General features: G+C 65.0%; 13 protein-coding genes, 1 other RNA gene and 1 pseudogene. 8 read left to right on the top strand and 7 right to left on the bottom strand.

Annotated elements, in window-relative coordinates; all coding sequences use genetic code 11:
* Positions 1-6: 6 nt before the first annotated feature.
* Positions 7-888, bottom strand: coding sequence for an EamA/RhaT family transporter (locus ABQZ00_RS19405; protein ID WP_323538440.1), 882 nt, complete (start codon positions 886-888; stop codon positions 7-9).
* A gap of 66 nt (positions 889-954) precedes the next feature.
* On the opposite strand from ABQZ00_RS19405, the gene ABQZ00_RS19400 reads away from it, so the two are divergent.
* The 5 genes from ABQZ00_RS19400 (at position 955) to ABQZ00_RS19380 (ending at position 5,292) form a co-directional block, all read left to right on the top strand.
* Complete coding sequence (locus ABQZ00_RS19400; protein ID WP_323538441.1) at positions 955-1,617, top strand: alpha/beta hydrolase; 663 nt, start codon at positions 955-957, stop codon at positions 1,615-1,617.
* 78 nt (positions 1,618-1,695) lie between these two features.
* A complete protein-coding gene (gene zapE, locus ABQZ00_RS19395; protein WP_115515017.1) occupies positions 1,696-2,790 on the top strand; it encodes a cell division protein ZapE in 1,095 nt (364 codons plus the stop codon).
* 461 nt (positions 2,791-3,251) lie between these two features.
* Positions 3,252-3,713 (top strand): MarR family winged helix-turn-helix transcriptional regulator, encoded by a 462-nt coding sequence (locus ABQZ00_RS19390; RefSeq protein WP_055853609.1) that lies wholly within the window; start codon positions 3,252-3,254, stop codon positions 3,711-3,713.
* 99 nt (positions 3,714-3,812) lie between these two features.
* Positions 3,813-4,241: an organic hydroperoxide resistance protein gene (locus ABQZ00_RS19385; RefSeq protein WP_055853607.1), complete on the top strand. Its 429-nt coding sequence runs from the start codon at positions 3,813-3,815 to the stop codon at positions 4,239-4,241.
* Positions 4,242-4,260: 19 nt separating this feature from the next.
* Positions 4,261-5,292: an alpha/beta hydrolase gene (locus ABQZ00_RS19380; RefSeq protein ID WP_228324924.1), complete on the top strand. Its 1,032-nt coding sequence runs from the start codon at positions 4,261-4,263 to the stop codon at positions 5,290-5,292.
* A gap of 417 nt (positions 5,293-5,709) precedes the next feature.
* On the opposite strand, the pseudogene ABQZ00_RS19375 reads toward ABQZ00_RS19380, so the two are convergent.
* Positions 5,710-6,548: pseudogene (locus ABQZ00_RS19375) on the bottom strand (DUF2884 family protein).
* Positions 6,549-6,729: 181 nt separating this feature from the next.
* On the opposite strand from ABQZ00_RS19375, the gene ABQZ00_RS19370 reads away from it, so the two are divergent.
* On the top strand, positions 6,730-7,146 hold the full coding sequence (locus ABQZ00_RS19370; RefSeq protein WP_055853599.1) for a hypothetical protein: 417 nt from the start codon (positions 6,730-6,732) through the stop codon (positions 7,144-7,146).
* Between the two features lie 382 nt (positions 7,147-7,528).
* Here ABQZ00_RS19370 and ABQZ00_RS19365 read toward each other — a convergent pair whose 3' ends face one another.
* From ABQZ00_RS19365 to ABQZ00_RS19345, 5 genes are all read right to left on the bottom strand, one after another.
* The gene (locus ABQZ00_RS19365; RefSeq protein WP_055853597.1) at positions 7,529-7,831 is read right to left on the bottom strand and encodes a hypothetical protein; all 303 of its coding nucleotides are present in this window, start codon (positions 7,829-7,831) and stop codon (positions 7,529-7,531) included.
* Positions 7,832-7,952: 121 nt separating this feature from the next.
* Positions 7,953-8,024: non-coding RNA, sX9 sRNA (locus ABQZ00_RS19360), on the bottom strand.
* An 89-nt stretch (positions 8,025-8,113) separates the two neighbouring features.
* Entirely contained in the window at positions 8,114-8,917 is an 804-nt protein-coding gene (dkgB, locus tag ABQZ00_RS19355) for a 2,5-didehydrogluconate reductase DkgB (protein ID WP_055853595.1), read from the bottom strand.
* Between the two features lie 82 nt (positions 8,918-8,999).
* Positions 9,000-10,028: an NADPH-dependent curcumin/dihydrocurcumin reductase gene (gene curA, locus ABQZ00_RS19350; RefSeq protein ID WP_323538443.1), complete on the bottom strand. Its 1,029-nt coding sequence runs from the start codon at positions 10,026-10,028 to the stop codon at positions 9,000-9,002.
* Between the two features lie 105 nt (positions 10,029-10,133).
* On the bottom strand, positions 10,134-11,102 hold the full coding sequence (locus ABQZ00_RS19345; protein ID WP_323538444.1) for an aldo/keto reductase: 969 nt from the start codon (positions 11,100-11,102) through the stop codon (positions 10,134-10,136).
* A 233-nt stretch (positions 11,103-11,335) separates the two neighbouring features.
* Between ABQZ00_RS19345 and ABQZ00_RS19340 the strand changes: the two genes are divergently transcribed.
* Both ABQZ00_RS19340 and ABQZ00_RS19335 read left to right on the top strand, forming a co-directional pair.
* Positions 11,336-12,190, top strand: a complete 855-nt coding sequence (locus ABQZ00_RS19340) for a class I SAM-dependent methyltransferase (protein WP_055853969.1) — start codon at positions 11,336-11,338, stop codon at positions 12,188-12,190.
* Positions 12,191-12,517: 327 nt separating this feature from the next.
* On the top strand, positions 12,518-13,093 hold the full coding sequence (locus tag ABQZ00_RS19335) for a pseudouridine synthase (RefSeq protein WP_323538445.1): 576 nt from the start codon (positions 12,518-12,520) through the stop codon (positions 13,091-13,093).
* Positions 13,094-13,123: the final 30 nt, after the last annotated feature.

Genomic DNA, 13,123 nt, shown 5'->3' with positions numbered 1-13,123 from the left:
GGCCCCTCAGCGCGAGCCCCAGGCAATCAGCGCAATCGCCAGCACCGCCAATCCCAGACCCACGCGCGTCCAGCGCGTGGTGCGCTCGCCGAACACTGCGATACCGGCCAACGCACCGAGTGCCACCACCCCGATGTTCATCGTCGCAAAGACCGTGGCGGGGCTGTGCGGCAGCTGTTGGTGGGCGCGCACGTAAAACAGGATGTTGCCGAAATTGAGCACGCCCAGCAGCAGCCCGGCGGCCATGCTGCGCGGATGCAGCCGATGGCCGCGGCGCATGCGCACCAGCTGTACGCACAGCAGTAACCCGAACGCGATTGCAAAGCACAGCGTCAGCGCAGTGAGTGAGGTCGTGCCCGAAAGCGCAATCGTCTTGAGCAGGATATCGATCAGCGCAAAGCCCACCCATACGCCCAGCAGCCAGGGCCACGCACGTGCCTGCGCGCCGGTGGTAGATGCGGGCTCGACCGTCGCCGGTGCATGCGCGCGCTGCACGATGCCGACCATCGCCAGCAATCCGACGCCCAGCCCTGCCAGCTTCCAGGGCCCGACCGCCTCGCCGAAAACGGTAAACGCCGCCGCCAGCGACAACAGCAGCGACAGCCGTTGCGCCACGTCGGTGCGCACGATGCCGGCCACGCGCACCGAGCGCGCCAGCACCAGGAAAATGCCTGGCAATGCAACCGCCAGCCCCAGCAGCGCCAGCCACGGCGTGGTCGCCGCGCTCAGGCTGGAAAATGCGGGGTTGAGCAGTGCCACGGCCAGCACGCAGGCGGTGGCGTAATTCCAGGTAATGGCCTGAAACACGTCGATCTCGCGACGCGGTGCCAGCTTCAACAACACCGACACCAACACGCTGCAGACAACGGCAAACAGCAGAAAATGCATGGGCAACGCAACGAAGTGTGCAGGCAGGGCGATGAACGCGGCCGGCGGGGCGGCTATTATGCAGGCATGTCCAATCCCCCATTTCCCACCGAATCCACAACGTTGACGCTGGATGGGCCGGTCGGTCCGCTAGATGTCGCGGTCGATCTGCCCGAGCCGGACGTTGCCGCGCAACCGCTCACGGCCATTCTCTGCCACCCGCTCTCTACCGAGGGCGGCAGCATGCACAACAAGGTCGTCACCATGGCCGCGCGCGCGCTGCGCGAGCTCGGTATCACCGTGGTGCGTTTCAATTTTCGCAGCGTGGGGACCTCGGCCGGCAGCTTCGATCATGGCGACGGCGAGCAGGACGATCTGCGCGCGATCGCCGATTGGGTGCGCGCGCAGCGGCCGGGCGACACGCTCTGGCTGGGCGGTTTCAGCTTCGGTGCGTATGTGTCGTTGCGTGCTGCCGGTGCGCTCGCGCCGCAGGTGCTGATCTCGATCGCACCGCCGGCCGGGCGCTGGGATTTCAGCGACATGCAGCCGCCGGAGCAGTGGTTGGTGATCCAGGGCGATGCCGACGAAATCGTCGATCCGCAGGCGGTGTACGCCTGGCTGGACACGCTGGAGCAGCAGCCCGAGTTGGTGCGCATGCCCGACACCAGCCACTTCTTCCACCGCAAATTGATCGACCTGCGCGGTGCGATCCAGCATGGTGTCCGGCGCTGGTTGCCGGCCGCTGTCTGACCGCGGCATGGACCACGCGTATCGCCTGGCGATGCGCCGTTGAGCGGGCAGGGCAGCAGCCGGCCCGCGGAGAACATAATGAGTGAGATGACCCCGTCGCAGCGCTACGCCGCCGGCGTGCAACGCGGCGACTGGCGCGCCGATCCTGCGCAGCAGGCGGCGCTGGCGGAACTGGACCGTATCCACGAGGCCTTGGTGGACAGCGCGCAGGACGGCTGGCTGGATCGGCTGTCGGCGTTCTGGAAAAAGCCCGAGCCGGTGCGCGGCCTGTATTTCTGGGGTGGCGTGGGGCGTGGCAAGACCTTCCTGGTCGATCTGTTCTACGACGGCTTGCCGATCAAACAGAAGTACCGCACGCACTTCCACCGCTTCATGCGCGGCGTGCACGAGCAGTTGCGCGAACACGCCGGGCAAAGCGATCCGTTGGCCAAGATCGCCCAGCAATGGCGCGAGAATCTGCGCGTGCTGGTGCTGGACGAATTCTTCGTCACCGACATCGGCGATGCGATGTTGCTGGCGCGCCTGCTTGAGCGCCTGTTCGCCGAGGGCGTGACCCTGGTGACCACCTCCAACACCGCGCCGGCCAACCTCTACGCCAACGGCTTGCAGCGTGACAGCTTCATGCCGGCGATCGGGCTGCTGCAGAAATTCTGCGTCGAGCTCTATGCCGAAGGCACCGAGGATTACCGCATGCGTGCGTTGACGCGCTCGCCGGTGTATCGCGCGCCGCTGGATGCGCAGGCCGATGACTGGCTGCTGCAGCGCTGGAGCGAATTGAGCGGCAATGCCGAGGCACGCGTCGGCAATATCGAAATCGAAGCGCGCAAGATCGCGGTGCGCGCGCGCGGCAAGAGCATCGCCTGGTTCGATTTTGCTGCGCTGTGCGAAGGACCGCGCGGTCCGGCCGATTACATCGAGATCGCATGCGAATTCACCACCGTGTTGCTCGGTGGCATTCCGCATTTCGATCGCATGAACGAGGACGCCGCGCGGCGCTTCGTCAACCTGATCGACGAACTGTACGACCGTCACGTCAATCTTGTCTGCACCGCGCAGGACGCACCGCCAGCGTTGTACAGCGGCCAGCGCCTGGCCGGCGCCTTCGAACGTACTGCCTCGCGTTTGATCGAAATGCAGAGCGCGGAGTATCTGGCGACTGCGCATCGGGCGTGAGCGCGCACGCGCGTCCTGCGCCGGGGCGCTACAAGATCGGCGCCATCGAAGAAGAGTGCGGGTAGGGGAAGTTTGGCGGCGGCGCGTGGTTGAACGAGATGCCGTGGTTGCCTATCGACCCCTGACCCGTCGACCCCCCAGCCGATGCTGCCGAGCGTCATGCTGACCGACCTGTTCCTGCCCAGTCCCGTGCTGGCCGATGGCATGGCAGCGACGGTGTTTGCAGCGATCAAACGGCGAGGCGACGGCGACCGCCGGGCTGCGTTGTGCAAGGTAGCCTCTCTCCGCAAAACCAACGCGACAACATCGCGTCGAGCGATGCCAAGACCTAGCCTGCCGATACCGATACCGATAGCGCCGCTAGGGACCGCTGGACTCGCGGCGACATGGCCGCGGCAGTCCATCACAAACGCACAAAAAATAGCTTGCAATTAAATAGTGCGCTATGTAAATTGCAGCCCATGGACACTGTCACCGCCACCAACGACCGCACCAACGCCTTGCTGCAACTGGATAACCAGCTGTGCTTCGCGCTGTATTCGGCCAACCTGGCGATGCACAAGCTCTACCGCGGGCTGTTGAAGGATCTGGACCTGACCTATCCGCAGTACCTGGTGATGCTGGTGCTGTGGGAGACCGATAGCCGCAGCGTATCGGAGATCGGCGAGCGGCTGTATCTGGATTCGGCCACGCTGACGCCGCTGCTCAAGCGGCTGCAGAGCGCGGGCCTGGTCACCCGTACGCGCGCCGTCAGCGACGAGCGCCAGGTCATCATTGCGCTGACCGATGCCGGGCGCGCGCTGCGCAGCAAGGCCGGTCGCGTGCCGGAGCAGGTGTTTTGCGCCTCGGCCTGCTCGTTGGACGAACTGCGTCAACTCAAGCAGGAACTGGAAAAGCTACGCTCCAGCCTGGGTGCGGGATAAGTCGGTCATCGCATCCAATCGCTCTATCCGCTAAGTAGCACGCTATTTAATCGCTAACAATTTATTCAACGCGCACTGCGCTCACTCAGGAGAACCACCATGGCCTCACCCGAAAAGATCCTCTACACCGCCCACGCCACTGCTACCGGCGGCCGCGAAGGCCGTGCCGTGTCTTCGGACAATGCACTGGACGCCAAGCTGTCCACCCCGCGCGAACTCGGCGGCGCTGGCGGCGACGGCACCAACCCGGAGCAGCTGTTCGCTGCCGGTTACGCCGCCTGCTTCATCGGTGCGATGAAGGCCGTGGCCGCGCAGGACAAGCTCAAGCTGCCAGGCGAAGTCAGCATCGACAGCAGCGTGGGCATCGGCCAGATTCCGGGCGGCTTCGGCATCGCGGTCGAACTGCGCGTCGCCGTGCCGGGCATGGACAAGGCCGAACTGCAGGCGTTGGTCGACAAGGCCCACCAGGTCTGCCCGTACTCCAATGCCACCCGCGGCAACATCGACGTCACCCTGACGTTGGCCTGATCCCACCCCGGACATCCCCATGAAACCCTACGCATCGTTGCTGTTGGTTGGCACGTTGGCGTCGGCAATCGGCGGCGCGCTTGCCGCGCCGACCGATTCCAGCGCACCGGCCGCCTCACCCAAAGTCCAGGCCTTCCTGGACGCGCTCAACTCCTCCGGCGGCAAGCCGATGGAGCAGCTCACCCCGCAGCAGGCCCGCAAGATACTGGTGGACGCGCAGGCCGGCGCCACGCTGCCGGCCGCCGAGGTCACCCGCAAGACCATCACCGTCGACGGCAAGCCGCTCGGCCTGGTGGTGGTCAAGCCGCCGGGCAGCGCCGGCAAGACCTTGCCGGTGTTCATGTTCTTCCACGGCGGCGGCTGGGTATTGGGAGATTTCCCCACCCATGAGCGGCTGATCCGCGATCTGGCGCGCGCCTCGGGCGCGGCAGCGGTGTACGTGGACTACAGCCCGTCGCCGGAAGCGCGTTATCCGGTTGCCATCCACCAGGCCTATGCGGCCACCAAGTGGGTCGCCGAGCACGGCGCCGAGCTTGGCGTGGACGGCACGCGCCTGGCGGTGGTCGGCAACAGCGTGGGTGGCAACATGGCGACCTCGGTGGCCTTGCAGGCCAAGGCGGCCGGCACGCCGGCACTCCGCTATCAAGTGCTGTTGTGGCCGGTGACCGATGCCGCGTTCGACAACGGCTCCTACCAGCAGTATCAGCAGGGCTATTTCCTCAGCCGCAACATGATGCGTTGGTTCTGGGACAGCTACACCACCGACCCGAAGCAGCGCCGCGAGATCTATGCCTCGCCGTTGCAGGCCAGCGTGGAGCAGCTCAAGGGCTTGCCGCCGACCTTGATCCAGACCGCCGAGCTGGATGTGTTGCGCGACGAAGGCGAAGCCTACGGCCGCAAGCTGGACCAGGCCGGTGTGGACGTCACCGTGACCCGCTACAACGGCTTGATTCACGATTACGGCCTGCTCAACGCGCTCAGCGAGGTGCCGGCAGTGCGCACCGCCATCCGTCAGGCGGGCGATGAGTTGCAGCAGCATCTGGCCAAGTAACCGCGGCCGTTGACCGGTCGGTGTTCGTCAGCCCCTGTTGACGGCGCGTTCGGCAGCCGAAAGTACGAGTGGTGCACACCCTTTAAGCGAACTGCCGCGGTCACTTCACGGTGCGCCGGATGGAGATGTGTGCCCGCTGCTCGGTGCCATCGTGTGAGTGTGGATTGCGACAGCAGATACGCCCGGTGCGGCCGCATCGGGCGTATGTGTGTGCGTCGTTTTGTGCATCGTGCTGGAACTGGAACAGCCGCAGGCGGTGTCGGATGCGTGACGCAACTGGCTGCTGCGCCAGGCAGCAATGGGGCAAACGCGGTCGATCGCCACGCGACTTTCCGTTAGCGCGTGGCTCTTCCGAAGAAGATGCGGCGCATCAGGCAATGGTCCTGGATTAGCAAATCCAGCACGCGGGCGACGCGCTCAATGCGCCGCGGCGGCAACCACGCTGGCAGACACCGGCGCGTCGTCCTTCTGCACGGGCGTGTTGAGTTCCAGCATCTGCAACTGTTCGCCCTGGAAGCGGTATTCCAGCGCCTGCTGGATGGCATACAGCGCTTGCGCATGCACGCACACCGCCTGCGCCTGTGTCTCCAACACCTGATTGCGCTGCTGCATGGTTTGCTCCAGCCGTGCATCCAGCTCCGCGCCACGGCGTTCCAGCTGCCCGGCACGGCCGGTCATCACCGTCCACATCACGCTGCGGGTGAGGCTGCCGGCCAGATCCTCAGCCGCGTCCTCGACGCTGGCCTCGAAGCGCTCGTCGAACAGTTGCTGCTCCCAGCGCCCACGCCCCAGGCTGCCATCCACCTGTGCCAGCGCGCCGGTGCGCAGTTGCTCGACCTTGCGTTGCTGACGTGCGCTTCCGGACAGCACATGCACCACACCGCCGAGCGCATCGAAGGTGATGTCGACCACCGAGTGGGCGATGGAGGTCACCGCCGGCATCAGCGCGCGGGTGCGTTGTTCGAGCTCGCGCAGCCGTTGCGCATCGGCTGCGCTGACCGGTTGCGCCTGACGGTCCACGTTGAGCTCGCCACCGTGGAAGAAAATCTCGCGTGGCGCGCCTTGCTTGCGACGCAGCCAGATGCCGCCGCTATCGGCCAGCACGTCGTAGGAGGTGCTGACCTCGCATTGCCGCGACGACAGCTGCGGCTTGGCGGTCTCGGCCTGCGCAGCGCAGGTTGCCAACACAAGCAGCGGCACAAGGACGGCAAGGCGCATGGGAGTGACCGCGGGCGGGGAACTGCAGCATCACGCAGCGGTACTTGGGCTGCATGGGCAGGAAGTCAGGGTGCCGGCCGTGCCGCTCCGACCGGCGGTCGTCGTAAAGCGTGAACCGGGTCGAGCATCGGCGCGCTGACGGTATCCAAACGACTGGCTCACTTGATTCTCACGGCGTATGGTGTGAATTATGTTGCATAGCAGCATCGGAGCTCAGCAATGCTCGACACACGTATCGAAAAGGTTGACCTGGCGCTGACCGAAATCGCCCAGGACCCATCGGAAAAGGTGGCGCTGTGGCAGTGGGCGTGCCGCGAGATGCTGCACGAAACCCTGATCGGCATGCATCAGTTGTCGCACCTGGCCGGCATTGCCCGCCACGTCGCCAACGACTGGCGCGCGCCGGTGGATGTGATCGCACCGCCGAAGCCTTATCTGGCCGCGTCCGCCTTGGCAGATCGCCGCCTGCCGCAGGTGCTGGACGGGCTGGGCAGCACACAGGACGACGACGACCGCGCCAATCTGTGGCGGCTGCGTTACGCGAGCCTGATCGCTTCGACGCTGCAAGGCATGCAGGCGCTGGCCGAAAAGCACCGTATCGATCGGCAGGCGATGGCGATGGGTCAGTTGAACTGATTGCTGTCCACGATGCCGCGCACTGCTGCGCGGCCAGCTGTTACCGGGGTGATGACGTCGCGGAGTAGAGCGCTCGCCATGCCGCGCGTTTAGGGCGTCGTGTGGTGCAGGTGTTGGTGTTGCCGGCAGCCTTATCGTGCCAGCGTGTGTTCGACGTTTGTAGTGTCAGCGCGCTTAAAAACGGCGGCTGATTCGCGCTTACAGCCCGACCTGATTTGATGCGGCTCGCGAAAGATATCCCCTTCCAAATCAAACAACGTGGCGGTGTGCAGTCATCGCGAGCATAGGGCGCTCAGCACAACACGCAGCACGCGCTTCTTGATCGAACTACGCTGCCGTCCATCCTGCAAAATTCTTGCGTTGTGCCAAAACGCAGGCGCCTTCAGTGCCGCACGCTTGCATCCTGCAGATGCTGCCAGGCATGGCGCACGATCCAGCGCGCCTGGTCCCACGGCACCGACAGCAGCGGTTGGTCCTGGTAGTACGCATCCTGCAGTACCCGGTACAGCTGCGCTTCGGTGGCGCGCGGATACGCCAGGTAGATGTCGTAGCCCAGCATCAGCAGGCGGGCGTAATCGGCAAACGCGTAACCGCCGAGATGCCCTTCGGCATGGACATCGCGCCAGTAGGCGATCTCTGCGTCGACATTGACGGTATTGCGGGTCAGAACGGCTGCGCTGTGCATGGGTAGGACTCCGTGACCGGGCTACCCCCCTGTGCGGGTACCGTAGCAGCGCCGGTGGCGGCTCACCAGTCCGCGACGACGAGCGGTCGCCACCGCTGTCGACGCATGTAGCGCAAAGCGCGGCTAACACCGTAGCGAGCAGTGTCAGGTGTGTGGACGGAGCACTCAGAACCGGAGTGTCTGAGTGCTCCATGCCGTACCGCGTGCCGACTGCGCCCGCCTGGTGGTGAGCGCAGCCGTTTTGTCAGCCGTTCTCAGCCCGCTACATGCGTCGGTGCACCATCAGTCCCAGTCGGGTGCGATGGCGTGCGGGTTGGCTAGCCGCTGCCCGCGGTCGAGTGCGGCGATTTCGCCCATGTCCTGCTCGCTCAGGCGCAGGTCCTGTGCCTTGAGATTGCTTTCCAGATTCGCCCGTTTGGTCGATGACGGAATCACCGAATATCCCTGCTGCAGTGCCCACGCCAGCGTGACTTGCGCCGGGGTGGCGTCGTGGCGCGCGGCAATGGCCAGGATTGCCGGATCCTTCAGTACCTCGCCCACCGCCAACGTCATGTAGGACGTCACGTGGATCCCCTGTTCGCGCAGGAATGCAATCAACGCGCGATTTTGCAGGTACGGGTGCACCTCGATCTGATTGGTGGCAATCGCCTCGGCGCCCAGGATCTCGATCGCCTGCTTGACCAGGGCAATGGTGAAGTTGGACACGCCAATCGCACGCGTCAGGCCCTGCTGCTTGGCGTCCGCCAAGGCTTCCAAATATTCGCGCATCGGTACCTGATCCTTCGGCGACGGCCAGTGGATCAGGGTGAGGTCGACATACTCGGTGCCGAGTTTGCGCAGGCTCTCCTGCAGACTCGGCAGCAGCGCATCGCGGCCGAACTTGTCGACCCAGATTTTAGTGGTCACATACAGTTGGTCGCGCGGCACGCCCGAGGCAGTGATCGCCTGGCCAACCTGCGCTTCGTTGTCGTAGATCTGTGCGGTATCGACGGCGCGATATCCCAACGCCAACGCGTTGCGCACCGAGTCGATAACGACCTGATCTTTGAGACGGAAAGTGCCGAGGCCGAATGCGGGGACAGTCATTGTGTTCCTTTTGGAATGGGGAATGGGGAATGGGGAATGGGGAATGGGGAATCGTAAGAGCCGGTAGAGCGCTGCGCATTGGTCAGTCGAGTGCGACGACCGCTTTGCCGAAGTTTTCGCCGCGCAACAGGCTGATCAGCCCCTGCGGTGCGGCATCCAGGCCATGCAGCACATGCTCGCGATACTGGATGCGGCCTTCGCGCAGCCACTGGCCCATTTCGCGCAGAAATGCCGGCATCAGGCGGATGAAATCGTGCTGGATGAAACCGCGCACGGTCAGTCGCTTGCGCAGCACATGGCCCATGAAGTCCGGCAGGCGATCGGGCCCAGGCAGTGCCTGCCCACGGCTGTTGTAGGTGGCGATCACGCCGCACACCGGAATGCGCGCAAAGTCGTTGAGTTGCGGCAGCACCGCATCGAACACCTTGCCGCCGACATTTTCGAAATAGATATCGATGCCGTCGGGCGTGGCGGCGCGCAACTGCGCAGCAAAGTCGTCGGCGCGATGATCCAGCGCCACATCCACCTGCAACGACTCACGCAGGTAGCGCACTTTTTCTGCGCCACCGGCAATGCCCACCACGCGCAAGCCTTGCAGGCGCGCCAACTGCGCCACGGTGGCGCCGACCGGCCCACTGGCGGCGGCCACCACCAGCGTTTCGCCGGGCTGCGGCTTGCCGATCTCGTGCAGGCCGGCGTAGGCGGTAAAGCCGGGCATGCCGTAGACGCCTAGCGCGGTGCTCAGCGGCAGGCTGTCGTCCTTGGGCAGTTTGCGCAGCGGCGTTGTCGGGGTGAGCAGGCTATAGGTCTGCCAACCGCCGGAGAGCACCAGCAGGTCGCCGGGCTGATAGTCGGCATGATGCGACTCGACGACTTCGCCGATGGTGCCGCCTTCCATCACCGCATCGATGGCCACGGGCGCCGCATACGACGGGCCATCGTCCATGCGGCCACGCATGTACGGGTCGAGCGACAGGAAGCGGTTGCGCACCAGAATCTGGTCGTGTCCGGTGGGCGGCAGGGCGACTTCTTCGATGCGGAAGTTGTCTGCGTTGGGTTCGCCGTGCGGGCGCGACGCCAGCACGATGCGGCGGTTGGTGATCGATGTCATGCGGAAGATCCTCGCAGGGGAGCCGCGCGTGCGCGGCCGAGGGAACACAGCGACAGAAGTCGCCGTGCGAGTGAATGAACAGGTAGATGCTGCGCTGTTGCGGCGTTACGCTGCAGCCGGTTCCGGCGCGCTTGCGCCATCCAGTTGCGCAATCTGCTCGGCGCTCAGCGACAGCTGCGCCGCAGCCAGCACATCGTGCAGCTGGGTCACGCTGGTGGCGCTGACGATTGGCGCGGTGAGGCCGGGGCGTGCGATCAACCAGGCCAGCGCGATCTGTGCCGGCGTGGCGTTGTGGGTCGCGGCCAGGTCGTCCAGCGCCTGCAGAATGCGCAGGCCACGCGGGTTGACGTATTGCTTGACCACCGAGGCGCCACGCGCGCTGCTCTTGCCGGCATCGTCGGCACTGCGGTACTTGCCGGTCAGAAAGCCGCTGGCCAGCGAGTAGTAACTGATCACGCCGAGCTCGCGCTCGCGCACCAGCGGTTCCAGCTCGGCTTCATAGCCGGCGCGGTCGTAGAGGTTGTATTCGGGCTGCAGGCTTTCGTAGCGCGGCAGCGTGTATTGCTCGGAGATATCCAGCGCATCGCGCAGGCGCGACGCGCTGTAATTGGACGCGCCGATCGCGCGCACCTTGCCTTGTTCGATCAAGCGGCCGAACGCGGCCAGCGTGGCTTCCAGCGGAATCGACTCATCGTCTTCGTGCGCCTGGTACAGGTCGATCACATCGGTCTGCAGACGCGTCAGCGAATCTTCCACCGCCGCTGCGATGTTCTCCGGCGACAGGCCGGGATGCTCGCTCCACTTGGCGACCTTGGTCGCAATCAGCACCTTGTCGCGCTTGCCGCTGCGTGCAAGCCAACGCCCGATGATGGTTTCCGATTCGCCGCCGCGATTGCCCGGCACCCAGCCCGAATACGCATCGGCGGTGTCGATCAGATTGAAGCCGGCATCGACGAAAGCATCCAGCAAGGCGAACGAGGTCGCCTCATCGGCGCTCCAGCCGAACACATTGCCGCCGAAGACGATCGGTTGAACCTGCAGGCCGGAGCGGCCCAGTGCGCGGGGGTGAGTCATCGTGGAAGCTCCTGATGCGAACTGCCGACAGGATAGTCATGCGCACCGATCATGCGTGTGACATCGATGTGGATTCAGCGTTCCGCCGATCGTGTGCATCGGCTCACAGGATATGAACATCTCGCGGATGCACAGCGATGCGAACCACCGCTGAGCATTGCGATTCGGGCACATGGCAGGCCCCGGGCCGCGTGCTAGGCTCGCGCTACTTTTACCCGGAAGAGGGCGCTGCGATGATCCGCAACAAGCTGGCCTGTGCGTGTGTGATGAGTGTCATGGTGGCGATGAGTGCGCCCCTGGCGATGGCCATGAAGCCGGCCGACAGCGCGAGCCTGCCGGCGCCCGATGCCGCGTTGCAGGCGGCCATCAATGGCAACTGGCGCGACCGTGTGTACGTGCAGCGCGATCAGTACCGTCACCCGGGCCAGACGCTGGCGTTCTTCGGTATCAAGCCGACCCAGACCGTCATCGAGATCACGCCCGGCGGCGGCTGGTATTCGGAAATCCTGTCGCCTTACTTGCGCGAGAAGGGCAAGTACGTGGCGGCGGTGGTCGACCCTGCGTCGGCATCCGAAGGCCGTAACCGCGATTACGCCCAGCGTGCGCGCGACGAGCTGGAAAAGAAGTTCAAGGCCAAGCCCGAGGTGTATGGCAAGCCGTCGTTCGTGTCGTATGTGCCCAAGTCGCCGTCGTTCGGCGTGGACAACTCGGCCGACCTGGTGCTGACCTTCCGTAACGTGCACAACTGGCGCATGGCTGGCAGTGCCGAGGCGATGTTCGCCGGCTTCTACAAGGTGCTCAAGCCCGGCGGCGTGCTGGGCGTGGTCGAGCACCGCGCCAAGACCGACGTGCCGGCCGACGACAAGAGCGGCTATGTCGGTCAGGCGCAGGTGATCGCGATGGCCGAAGCGGCGGGCTTCAAGTTGGCAGGCAAAAGTGAGCTCAACGCCAATCCGCGCGATACCAAGGATTACCCGGGCGGTGTGTGGACGCTGCCGCCGAGCAACAGCCACGACAAGGCCGACGATGCCAAGTACAAGGCGATCGGCGAGAGCGACCGCATGACGTTGAAGTTCGTCAAACAGTAAGCACGTGTCTGCATGCCGGCGCAGATGCGGCCGGCATGCAGTGGTTGCTGCACATGACGGCGGTCATGTGGCGTGCGGTTGGGTGTGTATGACAGCCGGCGCAAGAACGCAGTGCATGTGCGTTGCGAGTGCGTCGAGACGGGATCTGCGATGCGTGGCGGACAGCGGCGTTTGACCATGGTGTGACCTGCGCACCCGAAGTTTCCGTTGTTCTCACGGGATGCCGCATGCCAGCGACCGCGCTGCTGGCGGCGCGCATCTTGCTTACGTCATACAGCCACGCGCGGCGATCGCTGCGCGCAGCGCTCTCCTGCAACAGGTCTGTCCATGTTGGTGCTGTTGAACAAACCCTATGGCGTGCTGTCGCAATTCAGCGACCGCTCGCAGCCGCCCAAGCGCACGCTGGCCGAGTTCGGCCTGCCGCCGGACGTGTACGCGGCGGGCCGCCTGGACCACGACAGCGAAGGGCTGTTGTTGCTCACCGACGATGGCGCACTGGCGCATCGGCTCACCGACCCACGGCACAAACAGCCCAAAACGTACTGGGTGCAGGTGGAAGGCGAGCCGCAGGAAGCACAGCTGCAGGCCTTGCGCGATGGCGTGCTGCTCAACGATGGCCCGACCCGGCCGGCAGCGGTGCGCACGCTCGACCCCGCGCCGGAGCTGTGGCCGCGCAATCCGCCTGTGCGTGTGCGCAAGACCGTGCCCGATGCCTGGCTGGAACTGCAGATCACCGAAGGCCGCAACCGTCAGGTGCGTCGGATGACCGCATCGGTCGGTCTGCCCACCTTGCGTTTGGTGCGGGTGGCGATCGGCGACTGGAGACTGGATGCGCTCGCGCCTGGGCAGTGGCGTGTGGATGACACGCCTGGCCCGCGACAGGGGCGTGGGTCGCGCAGATAGCGCTAGGGTGTTGCGATCACCTCAATGGCG

The organism is Xanthomonas sp. WHRI 10204, assembly GCF_040202875.1.
Classification (GTDB): Bacteria; Pseudomonadota; Gammaproteobacteria; order Xanthomonadales; family Xanthomonadaceae; genus Xanthomonas.
Note: the sequence above shows the minus strand (reverse complement) of the source record. Positions and strands in the feature narration are given on the sequence as shown.

Coding starts and splice junctions, on each gene's coding strand:
- ABQZ00_RS19340 (WP_055853969.1), top strand. CDS start 11,336: ATGATCCGCAACAAGCTGGCCTGTGCGTGTGTGATGAGTGTCATGGTG.
- ABQZ00_RS19365 (WP_055853597.1), bottom strand. CDS start 7,831: ATGCACAGCGCAGCCGTTCTGACCCGCAATACCGTCAATGTCGACGCA.
- dkgB (WP_055853595.1), bottom strand. CDS start 8,917: ATGACTGTCCCCGCATTCGGCCTCGGCACTTTCCGTCTCAAAGATCAG.
- ABQZ00_RS19400 (WP_323538441.1), top strand. CDS start 955: ATGTCCAATCCCCCATTTCCCACCGAATCCACAACGTTGACGCTGGAT.
- ABQZ00_RS19370 (WP_055853599.1), top strand. CDS start 6,730: ATGCTCGACACACGTATCGAAAAGGTTGACCTGGCGCTGACCGAAATC.
- ABQZ00_RS19335 (WP_323538445.1), top strand. CDS start 12,518: ATGTTGGTGCTGTTGAACAAACCCTATGGCGTGCTGTCGCAATTCAGC.
- ABQZ00_RS19390 (WP_055853609.1), top strand. CDS start 3,252: ATGGACACTGTCACCGCCACCAACGACCGCACCAACGCCTTGCTGCAA.
- zapE (WP_115515017.1), top strand. CDS start 1,696: ATGAGTGAGATGACCCCGTCGCAGCGCTACGCCGCCGGCGTGCAACGC.
- ABQZ00_RS19345 (WP_323538444.1), bottom strand. CDS start 11,102: ATGACTCACCCCCGCGCACTGGGCCGCTCCGGCCTGCAGGTTCAACCG.
- ABQZ00_RS19405 (WP_323538440.1), bottom strand. CDS start 888: ATGCATTTTCTGCTGTTTGCCGTTGTCTGCAGCGTGTTGGTGTCGGTG.
- ABQZ00_RS19385 (WP_055853607.1), top strand. CDS start 3,813: ATGGCCTCACCCGAAAAGATCCTCTACACCGCCCACGCCACTGCTACC.
- ABQZ00_RS19380 (WP_228324924.1), top strand. CDS start 4,261: ATGAAACCCTACGCATCGTTGCTGTTGGTTGGCACGTTGGCGTCGGCA.
- curA (WP_323538443.1), bottom strand. CDS start 10,028: ATGACATCGATCACCAACCGCCGCATCGTGCTGGCGTCGCGCCCGCAC.